General features: G+C 65.6%; 16 protein-coding genes and 1 pseudogene. 15 read left to right on the top strand and 2 right to left on the bottom strand.

Annotation, left to right across the window (positions count from 1 at the left end; all coding sequences use genetic code 11):
* Window positions 1-656 precede the first annotated feature (656 nt).
* The 4 genes from A5906_RS13285 (at window position 657) to A5906_RS13270 (ending at window position 3,458) form a co-directional block, all read left to right on the top strand.
* Complete coding sequence (locus A5906_RS13285; protein ID WP_080135644.1) at window positions 657-1,277, top strand: TetR/AcrR family transcriptional regulator; 621 nt, start codon at window positions 657-659, stop codon at window positions 1,275-1,277.
* Between the two features lie 52 nt (window positions 1,278-1,329).
* Entirely contained in the window at window positions 1,330-2,523 is a 1,194-nt protein-coding gene (locus A5906_RS13280) for an MFS transporter (protein WP_080135643.1), read from the top strand.
* A gap of 168 nt (window positions 2,524-2,691) precedes the next feature.
* A complete protein-coding gene (locus A5906_RS13275; RefSeq protein ID WP_080135642.1) occupies window positions 2,692-3,111 on the top strand; it encodes a DUF4118 domain-containing protein in 420 nt (139 codons plus the stop codon).
* 137 nt (window positions 3,112-3,248) lie between these two features.
* Entirely contained in the window at window positions 3,249-3,458 is a 210-nt protein-coding gene (locus tag A5906_RS13270; RefSeq protein ID WP_080135641.1) for a hypothetical protein, read from the top strand.
* A 227-nt stretch (window positions 3,459-3,685) separates the two neighbouring features.
* Here the strand turns inward: A5906_RS13270 and A5906_RS13265 are convergent, their stop codons facing one another.
* A complete protein-coding gene (locus tag A5906_RS13265; protein WP_080135640.1) occupies window positions 3,686-4,663 on the bottom strand; it encodes a LysR family transcriptional regulator in 978 nt (325 codons plus the stop codon).
* A 120-nt stretch (window positions 4,664-4,783) separates the two neighbouring features.
* On the opposite strand from A5906_RS13265, the gene A5906_RS13260 reads away from it, so the two are divergent.
* From A5906_RS13260 to A5906_RS13215, 10 genes and pseudogenes are all read left to right on the top strand, one after another.
* A complete protein-coding gene (locus A5906_RS13260; protein WP_080135639.1) occupies window positions 4,784-5,821 on the top strand; it encodes a class 1 fructose-bisphosphatase in 1,038 nt (345 codons plus the stop codon).
* A 12-nt stretch (window positions 5,822-5,833) separates the two neighbouring features.
* Window positions 5,834-6,709, top strand: coding sequence for a phosphoribulokinase (locus tag A5906_RS13255; RefSeq protein ID WP_080135638.1), 876 nt, complete (start codon window positions 5,834-5,836; stop codon window positions 6,707-6,709).
* 16 nt (window positions 6,710-6,725) lie between these two features.
* Window positions 6,726-8,744: a transketolase gene (gene tkt, locus A5906_RS13250; protein WP_080135637.1), complete on the top strand. Its 2,019-nt coding sequence runs from the start codon at window positions 6,726-6,728 to the stop codon at window positions 8,742-8,744.
* A 12-nt stretch (window positions 8,745-8,756) separates the two neighbouring features.
* Window positions 8,757-9,842: a class II fructose-bisphosphate aldolase gene (fba, locus tag A5906_RS13245; protein WP_080135636.1), complete on the top strand. Its 1,086-nt coding sequence runs from the start codon at window positions 8,757-8,759 to the stop codon at window positions 9,840-9,842.
* 33 nt (window positions 9,843-9,875) lie between these two features.
* Window positions 9,876-11,336 carry a form I ribulose bisphosphate carboxylase large subunit gene (locus A5906_RS13240; protein WP_080135635.1) on the top strand — a complete coding sequence of 487 codons (1,461 nt, stop codon included), beginning with the start codon at window positions 9,876-9,878 and terminating at the stop codon, window positions 11,334-11,336.
* Between the two features lie 11 nt (window positions 11,337-11,347).
* Window positions 11,348-11,773 carry a ribulose bisphosphate carboxylase small subunit gene (locus tag A5906_RS13235; protein WP_080135634.1) on the top strand — a complete coding sequence of 142 codons (426 nt, stop codon included), beginning with the start codon at window positions 11,348-11,350 and terminating at the stop codon, window positions 11,771-11,773.
* Between the two features lie 99 nt (window positions 11,774-11,872).
* On the top strand, window positions 11,873-12,808 hold the full coding sequence (gene cbbX / locus A5906_RS13230) for a CbbX protein (RefSeq protein WP_080135714.1): 936 nt from the start codon (window positions 11,873-11,875) through the stop codon (window positions 12,806-12,808).
* Window positions 12,805-13,518: a ribulose-phosphate 3-epimerase gene (gene rpe, locus A5906_RS13225; protein WP_080135633.1), complete on the top strand. Its 714-nt coding sequence runs from the start codon at window positions 12,805-12,807 to the stop codon at window positions 13,516-13,518. Before cbbX ends, rpe begins: the two co-directional genes overlap by 4 nt.
* A pseudogene (locus tag A5906_RS13220) lies at window positions 13,497-14,100 on the top strand (EAL domain-containing protein); the annotation flags it as partial. The gene rpe and the pseudogene A5906_RS13220, both read left to right, overlap by 22 nt.
* A gap of 171 nt (window positions 14,101-14,271) precedes the next feature.
* Entirely contained in the window at window positions 14,272-14,484 is a 213-nt protein-coding gene (locus A5906_RS13215) for a hypothetical protein (protein ID WP_080135632.1), read from the top strand.
* A gap of 19 nt (window positions 14,485-14,503) precedes the next feature.
* Here A5906_RS13215 and A5906_RS13210 read toward each other — a convergent pair whose 3' ends face one another.
* Entirely contained in the window at window positions 14,504-15,340 is an 837-nt protein-coding gene (locus A5906_RS13210) for a universal stress protein (RefSeq protein ID WP_080135713.1), read from the bottom strand.
* A 210-nt stretch (window positions 15,341-15,550) separates the two neighbouring features.
* On the opposite strand from A5906_RS13210, the gene A5906_RS13205 reads away from it, so the two are divergent.
* Window positions 15,551-16,605 (top strand): trypsin-like peptidase domain-containing protein (locus A5906_RS13205; protein ID WP_245326716.1); only part of this gene is annotated, 1,055 nt, incomplete at its 3' end.

Raw genomic sequence — 16,605 nt, 5'->3', positions numbered from 1 at the left:
GTCGACAGGGTCGGGAATACTGCGGCGAATGGCGGGCCGTGCGTACGGCAAAACCGTGTGGTCCTGGCCGTCGGCGTGCTGCTGGTGCATTCCGTGGGAGTGAGGGAGGCCAGAGGGAATTCGGCTCCCGGGAGAGCGCGGCATAAGCCGTCCGACCATCGCGCAGGGAAGGCCGAGTGATCGGCACCACCTGTATGCTGCTGTGCGGTTCCTTTGCGCTACCTTTCGCGCAGCGGACCGCGGGTGCGAGGTCGGCACCCGGTCTTCCCTGCGCCCTCTTGGTTTTTGAGGGTGGAGCGACGAAGCCAAGCTCGGGCGAATTGCGCCGCGAGGATGTGGAGGTATGTCTGCATTTCGAAATGTGTGTTGCTGGATGACGATGCTGCCCCTTGCTCCGTCATTGCGAGCGCAGCGAAGCAATCCAGAGTCGTTCCGCGGCGGCAGTCTGGATTGCTTCGCTGCGCTCGCAATGACGACTTGGAGATAGCGGTGCGCCCCACGCTCCGCTCTCGTGCCCCGGACGCAGCGCAGCGCTATTACCGGCTCGGCGCCGCGACACTGCAAGCGTTGCGGCTGTCCGGGACAGGAGGGCCTGGCCCCGCTTCATCACAACCACGTGTCTTTATTCGGAAACAATCATTCCCTATTATCCCGCAATGCAAAAAGCCGTCCGCCAGCCGCGAGCCATCGCCCGTCCGCCCGGCCGTCCCCGGGAGTTCGACATGACCACCGCGCTCGACCGCGCTGTGCGGGTGTTTCGCGAGCGCGGCTATCACGCCACCTCGATCGGCGACCTCACCGCGGCGATGCGGCTTGCCACCGGCAGCGTCTACAAGGCGTTTCGCGACAAGCATGCGGTGTTCCTCGCCGCCTTCGATCGCTACGTCGCGATACGCGGGGAGCAGACCCGCAACGCGGCCGGGCGCGGTGCGAGTGGCCGCGAGCGCTTGCGCCATGTGCTGCTGTCCTATGTCGAGCACTCCCAGGGCAGCGAGGGACGCCGCGGCTGCCTCGTTGTCGGCAGTGCGGTCGAATTGTCGGCGGTCGATCCGGTGATCCGCGCGCGCGTCGATGCGCAGCTCAAGTCCAATGAAGACTTCATCGCCGGCCTCATTCGCGAGGGCCAGGCCGACGGCTCGATCCCGGGCCATGTCGATGCCGACGGCACCGCGCGGCTGATGATCTGCATCACGCAGGGCATGCGCGTCGTCGGCAAGGCGCGCCTGCCGCTCGACGGGACGAGCCTCGTCGGCGTTGCGATGAAACTGCTCGCCTGAATTTATGTCTTATTAGGGAATGAACGTTCCCGATTATTCGGAGACTGTGTGAATGACGATGAATGCCACGATCGAGACCGCACCCGAACCGGATGCGGTGTCGCAGCGCCTGACCCTCGTGCTTGCCGCGGCCTGTGGCATGGTCGCCGCCAACATCTATTATGGGCAGCCGCTGATTGCCCCCATCAGCGCCGCGCTCGGCCTGTCGCATGCAGCGGCGGGGCTGATCGCCACCATGACGCAGATCGGCTATGGCGTGGGGCTGCTCTTCATCGTGCCGCTCGGCGATCTCGTCGAAAACCGTGCGCTGATCTGCTCGGTCATCGCGCTCGGCGCCGCGGCGCTGCTCGCCGCCGCGTTCTCGACCCACGCGCTGCCCTTCCTGGTCGCGGCGCTGTTCATCGGGCTCGGCTCGGTCGCGGTGCAGATCATCATTCCCTATGCGGCGCATCTGGCGCCGGAAGCGATCCGCGGCCGCGTGGTCGGCAACGTCTCGACCGGCCTGATGCTCGGCATCATGCTGGCGCGTCCGGTGTCGAGCTTCGTCACCGCGGCCTCGTCGTGGCACGCGGTGTTCTTCGCCTCCGCGGCGCTGATGATCGTGCTCGCAACCGTGCTCTGGATGGCGCTGCCGAGGCGCAAGCCCGTTGCGCGCATGCATTACGGCACGCTGCTGCTGTCGATGCCGTATCTGGCCCGGACCACGCCGCTGCTCCGGCGCCGGGCGCTCTACCAGGCGAGCCTGTTCGGCTGCTTCACCTTGTTCTGGACGGTGGCGCCGCTCCAGCTCGCCGGCGCGTTCGGCTTCTCCCAGCGCGGCATCGCGCTGTTTGCGCTGGCGGGTGTCGCGGGCGTGTTCGCAGCTCCCATCGCGGGTCGGCTCGCCGATCGCGGCCACAGCCGCATCGCGACGCTGGTTGCGATGCTGCTCGCGGCGGCGGGCTTCCTCGTCACCTATATCGGCGCGCCCGGCTCGATGCTGAACCTGGCCTGCCTGGTCGTGGCCGCGATCGCCATCGATATCGGCGTGCAGGGCAATGTCGTGCTCGGCTTCCGGGCCATCTTTACGCTCGGGCACGAGCATCGCAGCCGCCTCAACGGCCTCTATATGGCGACGTTCTTCGCCGCCGGTGCCGCCGGCTCGGCGATCGGCGCCTGGGCCTTCGCGCAAGGAGGCTGGACGCTGGCATCGGCCATTGGCCTCGCGCTGCCCGTCGCGGGCCTGCTCTATGCGGCCACCGAATAATGGCCGGGGGCGGCAATTGTGCGATGCGTGCGTTTACCAAGCCGACGACGAGAGGCTGTCGGGCGCCTGGTGCAGCCTTCGGCGTCGCAATTTCCATCTCGCGGTTTGGTTGCTGCTGTAGTACTTTGGTCGCAATCGGACCTGGTTAACGGGCGGCAGGGGAGGCTGATGAGGCGTGCGGAGCTGTTTGGCGTACCGCGGGTACGGCCATGGTCGTGGCAGGCATTTCTGCTGGGCCTGGTGATCGTGGCAGCGTCGGCCCTGCTTCAGGGCGTCTGCGTCGCGCTCGGCGCAAAACTCTATTTCGCGGCGTTCCTGCCCAGCCTGTTCGTGCTCGCGCTCGTCGCGGGCGTGCCGGCGGCGACCTTCGCCGCGCTGCTCACCATTCCGCTGGTGTGGTGGGCATTCATCCCGCCGTTCTTCGAATTCACCCCGCTGACCAGCGCGAATGCCGATTCCATCAACCTGTTCTGCCTGCTCGCCGTGCTCCTGATCGGCCTTGCCGATCTGTGCCGGAAGACGGTGACGATCAACGGCCGCGGCGGGTTGAAGCCTTCGGGCAAGGGCGCGGCAACGAATTCGCAATAAATCGGATCGCGCGGGCGGGCACGTTGCGCAGGCGCAACAGTCCGGCAACCATGCGCGAGCTCGCCGCGCGCCGCTAACTTTTCGAAAAAGATTTGGCCGCAATTTCTCCCCCGGGAATGACGAGGGAGTTTTTGGACATGAACGGCCAGATCAACGGACACGCCATCATGGAGAACGTGCGCCGCTATCGCGGCATCGCATCGCTCTATCGCCAGACCGCCGCATTCCGCCCGGGCCAGAGCTGGTCGCTGCTGGAGCAGGCGAGGGATTGGGAAGCGCGGGCGCTGTCGGAGCTGGAAGCCTATTTCGCCACGCGCATGGACCACGCCGCTCCGCTCGCGGCCTGATTGTCAACCGGACAGGCCGGGGCGCGATCGGGCGACCCGGGGCGATTACGGAGTTGTCCCGATGCCCGCCTGTGCTAGCAACGTTCCGATCGAGATCTCCTTTAGTTCGGCCGGGGGCGAGCGATGACCACCTTCAACCGCATCTTCACGACAGAGCGCCTGCTGCAGATCATCGTCATTCTGGCGGCGACGATCGCGATGAAACTGATGGCGTAGGCATTGGCGGCCTATGGCCCGCCGAGCTCGGGCACGACGGGCAGATAGTTCGACCCCTCCGAACCCAGAAAATCGAACATCGCCTGGGCCGGCGGCAGCAGCACCTTGTCGCTGCGGCGGATCACATACCACTGGCGGACGATCGGCAGGCCGGCCACATCGAGCACGATGAGCCGGCCCTCGGCGAGCTCATGCGCGACGGTGTGCGCCGAGATGAAGGCGATGCCGAGCCCGGCGATGACCGCCTGCTTGATGGTCTCGTTGCTGCTCATCTCCATGCCGATGATCGGCTCGAGGTCCGACCTCTGGAACATGCCCTCCATCAGCGTCCGCGTGCCCGACCCGGGCTCGCGGGTGAGGAAGGTCTCGTGCACGAGGTCGGTCAGGCTGAGGCCGGCATCCTTCTCCAGCCAGTGCCCCTTGCGCGCGACGATGATGTGCGGATTGCGTCCGAGCTGACGGACGTCGACGCTGACGTCGGCCGGTGGCCGACCCATCACCGCGAAATCGAGGTCGTAGCCGTGCATGGCCTCGCGGATCTCCTCGCGATTGCCGATGGTGAGCTTGATCTCGATCTTGGGGTGCCGCTTCGAGAACGCCGCGATGGCGTGCGGCACGAAATATTTCGCGGTCGAGACCGCGCCGAGCTGCACCGTGCCGCCGGTCCGCCCGGCGAGCAGGTCGAGCGCGCCCTGGCAGTCCATGATCGCGGCTTCGACCCGCTCGGCCAGCGCCAGCACCTCCTTGCCGGCCTCCGTCAGCAGCATGCCGTCGCCGGTCCGCTGCACCAGGGGCAGGCCGGCAAGGTCCTGGAGCTGCCGCAGCTGCTGCGTCACGGCCGGCTGCGTCAGCCCGAGATGGCCGGAGGCCGCCGTCACGCTGCCCTTGGCCGACAACGCCGCCAGCGAGCGAAGCTGCCGGATCGTCAGATGCCGAAGCTGGGCCGCCGCATGGCCGGAGCCATTATAAGAAAATTCTTTGGCGCTCATTATGATTAGAAATTTTCCTTATTAAGTCGGCCCTGTCAATCTCCTGATGCCGGGACTGACCGCACCGACCTCCAGCTGGGAGGGAAATGGATGCGGCGCCGGCCCAGGGGATGGACGCAGATGACCGGGCAACTCAGGCTGGACGACCACCTTCAACGGTACTCAGAGACCGCATCCCACGCGCTGGCGGTGGCGGCCGCGGTCGATGCAATCGCGGCGGCGGCGATCGAGATCGCCGACCTCATCGCGACAGGCGATCTTGCGGACGCATCGGGCCTGACGACGGGCCGCAACAGCGACGGCGACGTCCAGCGCGATCTCGACGTGCAGGCCGATGCGATCCTGCGCCGCTACCTCGGCAAGCTGCCGGTCGCAGCGCTGGCGTCGGAGGAGATGCGCGAGCCGCAGATCGGCGACGGCGAGGGGAGCATCTGCGTCGCGATCGATCCGCTCGACGGCTCCTCAAACATCGACATCAACATGACCGTCGGGACGATCTTCTCGATCCTGCCCGCGCCCGATGATCTCACGCTCGCCTTCCATCAGCGCGGTTCGGCGCAGCTCGCGGCCGGCTTCGTCACCTACGGCCCGCAGACCTCGCTGGTGCTGACACTCGGCGACGGCGTCGACATCTTCACCCTCGACGGCAAGGCCGGCTGCTTCCGCCTCGCCCGCAGCGCCGTGCAGATATCCGAAGCCTGCGAGGAGTTCGCGATCAACGCGTCGAATCGCCGGCATTGGGACTCGCCGGTGCGCGCCTTCATCGACGAATGCCTCGCCGGCGTCGAAGGCCCCGCCAACCACGATTTCAACATGCGCTGGATCGGCTCGCTGGTCGCGGAGGCCTACCGCATCCTCACGCGCGGCGGCGTGTTCCTCTATCCCTCGGACGCACGTCCCGGCTATGGCGACGGCCGCCTGCGCCTCATCTACGAGGCGCATCCGATGGCGATGATCATCGAGCAGGCCGGCGGCTCGGCCACGACCGGGCGCGAGCGCATCCTCGACCTCTCCGCGCAGAGCCTGCACCAGCGCGTGCCGCTGATCATGGGCTCGAGCAACGAGGTGCGGCGCGTCGAGGAGCTGCACTGCGATCCGCTGCTGGTTGCCAGCGTCTCGGCGCCGCTGTTCGCGCGGCGCGGATTCTTCCGGCTCTGAGCGAGGTATCCCATGTCCAGGAAGCATCCGATCATATCCATCACCGGCTCCTCCGGCGCAGGCACCACTTCGGTCAAGAAGACATTCGAGCAGATATTTTTCCGCGAGAAGGTCAACGCCGCCTACATCGAAGGCGACGCCTTTCATCGCTATGACCGCGCCGAGATGCGCACGCAGATGGCGAAGGAGGCCGAGCGCGGCAACAAGCACTTCAGCCATTTCAGCCCCGAGACCAACCTGTTCGAGGAGCTGGAGCGCGCCTTCCGCGATTACGGTGAGACCGGCACCGCGGTGACGCGGCACTATGTCCACGACGCCGAGGAGTCCGCGCTGCATGGCGCGGCGCCCGGCACCTTCACCGATTGGAAGAAACTGCCGGAGAACTCCGAGCTGCTGTTCTATGAGGGCCTGCACGGCGCCGTCGTCACCGACAAGGTCAACGTCGCGCGCTATGCCGACCTCAAGATCGGCGTCGTGCCCGTCATCAATCTCGAATGGATCCAGAAGCTGCACCGCGACCGCAGCGCGCGCGGCTATTCGACCGAGGCCGTCACCGACACCATCCTGCGGCGGATGCCCGACTACATCCACTACATCTGCCCGCAATTCACCGAGACCGACATCAACTTCCAGCGCGTGCCGACGGTCGACACCTCGAATCCGTTCATCGCGCGGTGGATCCCGACGCCGGACGAATCGATGGTCGTGATCCGCTTCAAGAATCCGCGCGGCATCGACTTCCCCTACCTGCTGTCGATGTTGCCGCAGAGCTGGATGTCGCGCGCGAACTCCATCGTGTGTCCGGGCGCGAAGCTCGATCTGGCGATGCAGCTGATCCTGACGCCGCTGATCATGCAGCTGATCGAGCGCAAGCGCAGCCTGAAGTGAACAGGGAGAGAATCCGATGAACATCTCCGTCCACGCCGAAGCCGACCTCACGGCGGTCACGCACAACGATCTCGCCAATGCCGTCCGCTTCCTCGCGGTGGACGCCATCGAGACCTCGCAGTCGGGCCATCCCGGCCTGCCCATGGGCATGGCCGATGTCGCAACCGTGCTGTTCTCGCGCTTCCTGAAATTCGACTCCGCGCATCCCAACTGGCCAGACCGCGACCGCTTCGTGCTGTCGGCGGGGCATGGCTCGATGCTGCTCTATGCGCTGCTGCACCTCACCGGCGGCGACGTCAGCCTCGACGACATCAAGGCCTTCCGGCAATGGGGCTCGAAGACGCCGGGCCATCCGGAATATGGTCACACGCTCGGGGTCGAGACCACGACGGGACCGCTCGGCCAGGGCATTGCGACCGCGGTCGGCATGGCGCTCGCCGAGCGCATGGCCAATGCCCGGCATGGCGATGGCCTCGTCGATCACTTCACCTATGTGATCGCCGGCGACGGCTGCCTGATGGAGGGCATCAGCCAGGAAGCGATCTCGCTTGCCGGCCATCTCGGGCTCGGCCGGCTGATCGTGCTGTTCGACGACAACGGCATCTCCATCGACGGTCCGACCTCGCTTGCGACGTCGGACGACCAGCTCGCGCGTTTCGCTGCCTCCGGCTGGTCGGTGCGCCGCGTGGACGGGCATGATCCCGAAGCCGTTGCGCAGGCGATTGCGGAGGAGCGGGGGACTACAAAGCCGTCGCTGATCGCCTGCCGCACCATCATCGGCTATGGCGCGCCTGATCGGCAGGGCACCGAGAAGGCGCATGGTGCGCCGCTCGGCACCGAGCAGACGGCGGAGGCGCGCCGGACTCTCGGCTGGGACTATCAACCCTTCGTAGTGCCGATCCCGGTGCTCAAGGCGTGGCGGATGATCGGGCAGCGCGGACAAGTCGATCGGCTCGGCTGGCTCGATCGCTACGAGGGCGCGACACCGGAGCAACGCGACCTGTTCGTCGAGGGCAAGGCTGTCGCCCTGCCGGCCGCCTATGCGCTGGCCGCCGCGAAATTACGCGAACGCTTCGCCAGCGAGCGACCAAAACTCGCGACGCGGCAGGCTTCGCAACAGGTGCTCGACGGCATCGCCGGAACGATTCCCGGCCTGGTCGGCGGCTCCGCAGACCTGACCCATTCGAACCTGACGCATGCCAAGGCGCAGGCGCCGGTCAAGACCGGTGCATTCGCCGGCGACTACATCCACTACGGCATTCGCGAGCACGGCATGGCGGCTGCAATGAACGGCCTTGCGCTCCATGGCGGCTTCATCCCCTACGGCGGTACGTTCCTCGCGTTCTCCGATTATAGCCGGCCTGCGATCCGCCTTGCGGCCTTGATGCGGCTGCGCGTCATCCATGTGATGACGCACGACTCCATCGGCCTCGGAGAGGATGGCCCGACGCACCAGCCGGTTGAGCATCTCGCGGCGTTGCGCGTCATTCCCAACCTGCTCGTGTTCCGGCCGGCGGATGCCGTGGAAACGCTGGAAGCCTGGGACTGCGCGCTTGCGGCGGAGCATCGTCCGTCCGTGCTGTGTCTGTCGCGACAGGCCCTGCCGACCTTCCGCAGCGATGCGCGCGGCAGAAACCGCGTCGCGAACGGCGCCTATCTCGTCGTCTCGCCGGATGGCGGCCGCGACGTGACGCTGATCGCAACCGGCTCGGAGGTGTCGATTGCGCTGGAAGCCGCCCGCCTGCTCGCGACCGAGCACATCCGGGCGGCCGTAGTCTCGGCGCCGTGCTTCGCGCTGTTCGAGGAGCAGCCGGACGACTACCGCGCCTCCGTGCTCGGCACCGCGCCGCGCGTCGGCATCGAGGCGGCCGTAGCCGGCGATTGGCATCGCTGGATCGGCATCGACGGTGAATTCGTCGGCATGCGCGGCTTCGGCGCGTCGGCGCCGGCGCCGGTGCTGTACCGCGAATTCGACATCACGCCGCAGAGCATTGCGAAAGCGGCCCGCCGGGCGATCGCCCGCAAGAGCCAATAAGGAGGACGACCCTTGGCCCGTATCACCCTTCGCCAACTGCTCGATCACGCTGCAAGCCACGGTTACGCCGTGCCGGCGTTCAACATCAACAACATGGAGCAGGGCATCGCGATCATGCAGGCGGCGGCAGAAGTCGACGCGCCCGTGATCATCCAGGCCTCACGCGGCGCGCGCAGCTATGCCGGCGATCTCATGCTCTCGCACATGATCGACGCGCTGGAGCGGACCTATCCGGACATTCCGCTCTGCATGCATCAGGACCACGGCAATGACGAGGCGACCTGCGCTTCCGCCATCGCCCACGGCTTCACCTCGGTGATGATGGACGGCTCGCTCAAGGCCGACGCCAAGACGGCGGCCGACTATGACTACAACGTCGCGATCACGCGCCGCGTCGTCGATCTCGCCCATTGGGTCGGCGCTTCCGTCGAAGGCGAGCTCGGCGTGCTCGGCTCGCTGGAACATGGCGGCGGCGAACAGGAGGACGGTCACGGCGTCGAGGGAAAGGTCAGCCACGACCAATTGCTGACCGATCCCGATCAGGCCGTCGATTTCGTTCGCGCAACGAAGGTCGATGCGCTGGCGATCGCGATGGGCACCTCGCACGGCGCCTACAAGTTCAGCCGCAAGCCTGATGGCGACATCCTGGCGATGCGGGTGGTCGAGGAGATCCATCGCCGGCTGCCGAATACGCATCTCGTCATGCACGGTTCTTCCTCGGTGCCGCAGCCGCTGCAGGACATGTTCAACCAGTTCGGCGGCGAGATGCCGCAGACCTGGGGTGTGCCGGTGGAGGAGATCGTCCGGGGCATCAAGAGCGGGGTGCGCAAGGTCAATATCGACACCGACTGCCGGCTGGCGATGACAGCCGTGTTCCGAAAAGTGGCGGCGCAAGCACGCTCCGAGTTTGATCCGCGCAAATTCCTCAAACCCGCGATGGACGCGATGCGCGAACTGTGTCGCGAACGCTTCGAGCAGTTTGGCACCGCGGGCCATGCCAGCAAGATCAAGGTGGTTCCGATGAGTGAGATGGCGCGTCGCTATCGCGCCGGCGAGCTCGACCCGCGCGTCGACGCCCGCGAGCCGGTCGCCGCCTAATCATTCAGAGAGAGAGAAGAGCAGGAGAGAGACATGAACGCACATGCAGGCACTGTCCGCGGCAAAGAGCGCTATCGCTCCGGCGTGATGGAATACAAGCGCATGGGTTATTGGGAGCCCGACTACACGCCAAAGGACACCGACGTCATCGCTCTGTTCCGCGTCACGCCGCAGGAGGGCGTCGATCCGATCGAGGCGTCAGCCGCGGTTGCCGGTGAGTCCTCGACTGCGACCTGGACCGTGGTGTGGACCGATCGCTTGACGGCGGCCGAGAAATATCGCGCGAAATGCTACCGCGTCGATCCGGTGCCGGGCACGCCGGGCTCGTATTTCGCCTACATCGCCTACGATCTCGACCTGTTCGAGCCGGGCTCGATCGCCAACCTCTCGGCCTCGATCATCGGCAACGTGTTCGGCTTCAAGCCGCTGAAGGCGCTGCGGCTGGAAGACATGCGCTTTCCCGTCGCCTATGTGAAGACGTTCCAGGGACCGGCGACCGGCATCGTGGTCGAGCGCGAACGGCTCGACAAGTTCGGCCGGCCGCTGCTCGGCGCAACGGTGAAGCCGAAGCTCGGGCTTTCCGGTCGCAACTACGGCCGCGTCGTCTACGAGGCACTGAAGGGCGGGCTCGACTTCACCAAGGACGACGAGAACATCAACTCGCAGCCCTTCATGCACTGGCGCGACCGCTTCCTCTATTGCATGGAGGCAGTGAACCGCGCACAGGCCGCCTCCGGCGAGGTGAAGGGTACCTACCTGAACGTCACCGCGGCGACCATGGAGGACATGTACGAGCGCGCCGAGTTTGCGAAAGAGCTCGGATCGTGCATCGTCATGATCGACCTCGTGATCGGCTACACCGCGATCCAGTCCATGGCCAAATGGGCGCGCCGCAATGACATGATCCTGCATCTGCACCGCGCCGGTCACTCGACCTACACGCGGCAGAAGAGCCACGGCGTGTCGTTCCGTGTCATCGCCAAATGGATGCGGCTCGCCGGTGTCGATCATATCCATGCCGGCACGGTGGTCGGCAAGCTCGAAGGCGATCCCAACACCACGCGTGGCTACTACGATGTCTGCCGCGAGGACTTCAATCCGACCAAGCTCGAACACGGCCTGTTCTTCGACCAGCACTGGGCGAGCCTCAACAAGATGATGCCGGTGGCATCCGGCGGCATCCATGCCGGTCAGATGCACCAGCTGCTCGATCTGTTAGGGGAGGACGTCGTGCTGCAATTCGGCGGCGGCACCATCGGCCATCCCATGGGCATTGCGGCCGGCGCGACCGCCAACCGCGTGGCGCTGGAAGCGATGATCCTCGCCCGCAACGAGGGCCGCGACTACGTCCACGAAGGGCCGGAGATCCTTGCCAAGGCGGCCCAGACCTGCACGCCGCTCAAGGCTGCGCTCGACGTCTGGAAGGACGTCACCTTCAACTATCAGTCCACCGATACGCCGGACTTCGTGCCGACGGCGCTGGAAACCGTCTGAGGAGATTTGACATGAAACTGACCCAAGGCAGCAAACTAACTCAGGGCTGCTTCTCGTACCTGCCGGATCTGACCGACGAGCAGATCACCAGCCAGGTGCAGTATTGCCTGAGCAATGGCTGGGCGGTGAATATCGAGTTCACCGACGACCCGCATCCCCGCAACACCTATTGGGAGATGTGGGGCCTGCCGATGTTCGATCTCCAGGACGCTGCCGGCGTGATGATGGAGCTCGCCGAATGCCGCCGGGTGTATGGCGACCGCTACATCCGCATCAGCGGCTTCGATTCCAGTCATGGCTGGGAGTCGGTGCGGATCTCCTTCCTCGTCAACCGCCCGCCGCAGGAAGCGGAATTCGAGCTGGTGCGGCAGGAAGGGGCCGGACGCGCGATCCGCTACACAACGGTGCGAAAGCCGGCGGCCCACGCCTCTCAATAGCCATTCTCCTCCGCACGGAGCTCTCCCTGCTCCGTATCCTTGGCGGACCACTGCTTCGCCGCCTCCCTCGCGGCGAAGCTCTTTTATTCGAGGGTAGCCATGCTCGATGTCCCCCATGCAACGACGACCGACCAAAGCGAGACCCAATTCGATCTTCGCAAGGAGGCCGAAGCGGCCGGGATCACCGATACGCTGCAACAACTCGATCGGGAGCTGATCGGGCTCAAGCCGGTGAAGAACCGCGTGCGCCAGATCGCTTCGCTGCTGCTGATCGAACGCATCCGGCAGCGCGCAGGCCTGGCGTCGGCGCCGCCGACGCTACACATGTCGTTCACGGGCAATCCCGGTACCGGCAAGACGACCGTTGCGCTGCGCATGGCCAAGATCCTGCACGGGCTCGGCTTCGTGCGGCGCGGGCAGGTGATCTCAGTGACGCGCGACGACCTCGTCGGCCAGTATATCGGCCACACCGCGCCGAAGACGAAGGAGATCCTGAAGAAGGCGATGGGCGGCGTGCTGTTCATCGACGAGGCCTATTACCTGCATCGTCCCGACAACGAGCGCGACTACGGCCAGGAATCGATCGAGATCCTGCTCCAGGTCATGGAAAACCAGCGCGAGGATTTGGTCGTGATCCTGGCCGGCTATGGCGAGCGGATGACGAGCTTTTTCGCCTCCAATCCCGGCTTCCGGTCGCGCATCGCGCACCACATCGAATTCCCCGATTATGCGGAGGCCGAGCTGCTCGTCATTGCCGAGCTGATGTTGAAGGAGCGGGGCTATCGCTTCTCGGCGGCGGCACGCGAGGCGTTCGAGAAATACATCGCCCTGCGCCGGACCCAGCCGTTCTTCTCCAACGCCCGTTCGATCCGCAACGCCGTCGATCGCATCCGCCTGCGGCAGGCCGATCGCCTGGTGTCCGATCTCAACCGCATGCTCGATGTCGCCGATCTCGAAACCATCGATCCGGCGGATGTCCTCGCAAGCCGCGTCTTCAACGGTGGTGCGGCTGCGGAAAGGAGCGTGAAGGCATGACCAGCGAGATCCTCATTGCTCCCTCGATCCTGGCCGCAGACTTCGCGCGTCTCGGCGAGGAGATCGCGGCCATCGATGCAGCCGGCGCCGACTGGATCCATTGCGATGTGATGGACGGACATTTCGTCCCGAATATCAGTTTCGGCGCCGATGTGATCAAGGCGATCCGGCCGCTGACGAAGAAGGTCTTCGACGTGCATCTGATGATCGCGCCGGTCGATCCCTACCTCGAGGCGTTCGCCAAGGCCGGGGCCGACGTCATCACTGTCCATGCCGAGGCGGGCGCTCATCTCGACCGCTCGCTCCAGGCGATCCGCGCGCTCGGCAAGAAGGCTGGCGTCGGCCTGTGTCCCTCGACGCCGGAAAGCGCGATCGAATATGTGCTCGATCGTCTTGATCTCGTGCTGGTGATGACGGTCAATCCGGGCTTCGGCGGCCAAGCCTTCCTCGAATCCCAGCTGGAAAAGATCCGGCGCATTCGAAGCATGATCGGCGATCGGCCGATCCGGCTCGAGGTCGATGGCGGTATCACGCGTGACAATGCTGCAGCGGTCGGCGCCGCCGGTGCCGATACGCTAGTGGCGGGTTCCGCGGTGTTCCGCGGCAAGAGCATTGCGGACTATGCCGCCAATATCGCAGCCATTCGCGTTGCTGCTGAGGCTGGTCGAGTTCCGAAGCTGCAACATCGCTCGCCGAGGAAAATGGGTTGATCATCGAGATCGGCGAATGGGGTGCTGCGCGAGGCCTGGCGCGAGGCGGCATCCTGGCCACGGCCGCTGCAGGTCGCGGTCAACCTGTCGCCGGTCCAGTTCCAGGCCGGAGACCTCGAACGCTCGATCCACCGCATACTGCCGGAGACGGGCCTCTCACCGACGCGGCTCGAGGTCGAGATCACTGAGGGCGTGCTGATCGGAGAGTTCACCCGCGCGCTCAACCTGCTGCGGCGGCTGAAGGCGCTCGGCATCCGCATGGCGATGGACGATTTCGGCACCGGCTACTCCTCGTTGTCGTATCTGCAGTCGTTTCCGTTCGACAAGATCAAGATCGACCGCAGCTTCATCTCCAATCTCGAGGCGACGCCGCATCGGCCGATCGTTCGCGCGGTCTTGAGCCTTGCGCATGCACTCAAGATCCCGGTCGTCGCCGAAGGCGTGGAGACGGAAGCGCAGCGTGCCTTCCTGGCGCGCGAGGCCTGCGAGGAGATCCAGGGCTACCTCGTCGGCCGGCCCGAGCTGATCGAGCGCTATCTCGATCTGGTCGGCGTGACCATGGAACACCGCCTCTCCGCCTAGCGCGTTGGCGCCGGAGTTCCGCGCGGGCGTTTGGAACTAAAATTCTTACCGGCGCTTCTCGAAAATTAACCGAGGTTAAGCGCGTTGTGCACGCAGCAAATGTTTTGCATAAACGCCATCGGCCTGACGTAAATCAGGGCAATAAGCCCAGTGAATGCGAGGGAGGGTCTCATGGAGAACGTACGTCGCTACCGGGCGCTGGCGTCCCTCTGTCGTCAGCAGGCCGCCTATAGGCCGCTTCAGAACTGGGAACTCCTTGGCCAGGCCGAACATTTCGAATATCTCGCCGAGGTCGCGCTGAAGGCGCATTTCGACGCGTGCAATGCGCAACGCAGCGAGGACGCCGTCGCAGCAGCGACGTGGGAGGCGCCCGCCGCGGCATGAGAGCGTCGGGCCGGCTTCGCTAATGCGACATCAGCGTCGGCACCGTCATGGCCTCCAGCATGGCCCGGGTGACGCCGCCGAGAAAGCGCTCCTGCAAACGCGAATGGCCGTAGCCGCCCATCACCAGCAGATCGAGATTCTCGTCGGCCGCCAGCGACAGGATGGTCGGCTGGATGTTGGAGCGGGCGGCTGACAGGCCGACGGTGCGGGTCGACAGTCCGCGCCGGCCAAGATGCCTCGCCAGATTGCTGGCCGACACCTCGCTCGGGACCGCGTCGGCCTCGTTGATCGTGATGAGCACGATCCCTTCGGCGCGCGCCAGGAATGGTGCTGCATCGCGCATCGCGCGGGCGGAGACCCGGCTGCCGTCCCAGCAAATGCCTATCCGCCTTGCCTTGAAGGCCCCACGGAAGGTGTAGGGCAGGAACAGCACCGGACCGCCGGCCTGGAACAGGATTTCGCCGGGCACATCGTTGTCGAACGAGCCTTGAGCCGGATCGGGCTGGAGCACGATGCTGAGGTCGTGCAGCCGCGCCATTTCGCCGAGCCAGCTGGCTGCATCCGCGGGGATCGCGCCGAGCGGATGGCAGGTGCAGGAAACGCCGGCGTTCGCCGCTTCGCTCTTGAACACCTCGAGCGCGGCCTCGGCCCGGTCCACCGCGCGTTCGCGTTCCAGTTCGAATACGGCCGCCACGGCGGCACCGCCGTCCATAACGTAGGCCGCGCTGCTCGCGACATAGCCGACCGCGACCGCGTCGATATGGGCGTTAAGATGCGCCGCGAGTGAGATCGCACCGTCGATCACGGCGAGCATCGGCCGCTCGGTCGGGACATGGACGAGAATGTCTTTGTACATGGCGCGCCTCCGTTCGGTGTCGTTCGACAGCCGCAGTCTTGCACTGCGCGGCAGGGCAGCCTTGAGCTGCATCAAATGTGCAGCCGCGATTTTGGGCGGCGCCGGCCACGGCACCTTTGCCAAGATTTAATCGCGTGGACGGAACGCCGTAAGGTGACAACGCCCATGTTGGGTGCAAGGCGACACCTGACCCAACATGGACATTTCGACATGAACGATCGCGTCAATTCCGACACCACCACGACCCGGAAGATCCTGGGACCGCGCCGGCTTGCGCTGCTCGGCACCGTGGCCGCGCTTGGCGTGGCCGTGCTGGCTGCTTCTCCCGGCTCCTCGCCGTTCGGCCTGACCTCCCTGGTCTCGCCCGCGCACGCCGCGGAAAGCACCGCGACCCCGCCGGGCTTCGGTGACCTCGTCGCCAAGGTCAAACCCGCCGTGATCTCGGTGCGGGTCAAGATCGACCGCGACAACGACAAGAACGCGATGCTGCAACAGAACCGGATGGACTCCGACGAGGATTCGCCGTTCGACCAGTTCTCGCGGCAGTTCGGCTTCCGTATGCCCAATGGCATGAACGGCATGCCGCGCCAGCGCCATCAGATGATCACGGGCGAAGGCTCCGGCTTCTTCATCTCCGCCGACGGCTACGCCGTGACCAACAATCACGTGGTCGATCACGCCGAGTCCGTGCAAGTCACCATGGACGACGGCACGACCTACACCGCGAAGGTGGTCGGTACCGATCCGAAGACCGATCTTGCGCTGATCAAGGTCGACGGCAAGAAGGACTTTCCCTTCGTCAAGTTCGCCGAGCAGAAGCCGCGGATCGGCGACTGGGTGGTGGCGGTCGGCAATCCCTTCGGCCTCGGCGGCACCGTGACCGCCGGCATCGTCTCGGCCAGCGGCCGCGACATCGGCAACGGGCCCTATGACGACTTCATCCAGATCGACGCGCCCATCAACAAGGGCAATTCGGGCGGCCCGGCCTTCGACATGAACGGCAACGTCATCGGGGTGAACACGGCGATCTTCTCGCCGTCCGGCGGCTCGGTCGGCATCGGCTTCGACATCCCGGCGACCACCGCAAAGCTCGTCATTGCGCAGTTGAAGGACAAGGGTGCGGTGACCCGCGGCTGGCTCGGCGTGCAGGTGCAGCCGGTGACGGCCGAGATCGCCGACAGTGTCGGGCTGAAGGAGGCGCGTGGCGCGATCGTCGACAATCCGCAGGACGGCAGCCCGGCGGCAAAGGCCGGTATCGCGGCGGG

Source organism: Bradyrhizobium sacchari, from assembly GCF_002068095.1.
Taxonomy (GTDB): Bacteria; Pseudomonadota; Alphaproteobacteria; order Rhizobiales; family Xanthobacteraceae; genus Bradyrhizobium; species Bradyrhizobium sacchari.
The sequence above is the reverse complement of the archived record's forward strand: the minus strand, read 5'-3'. Positions and strand labels throughout refer to the sequence as shown.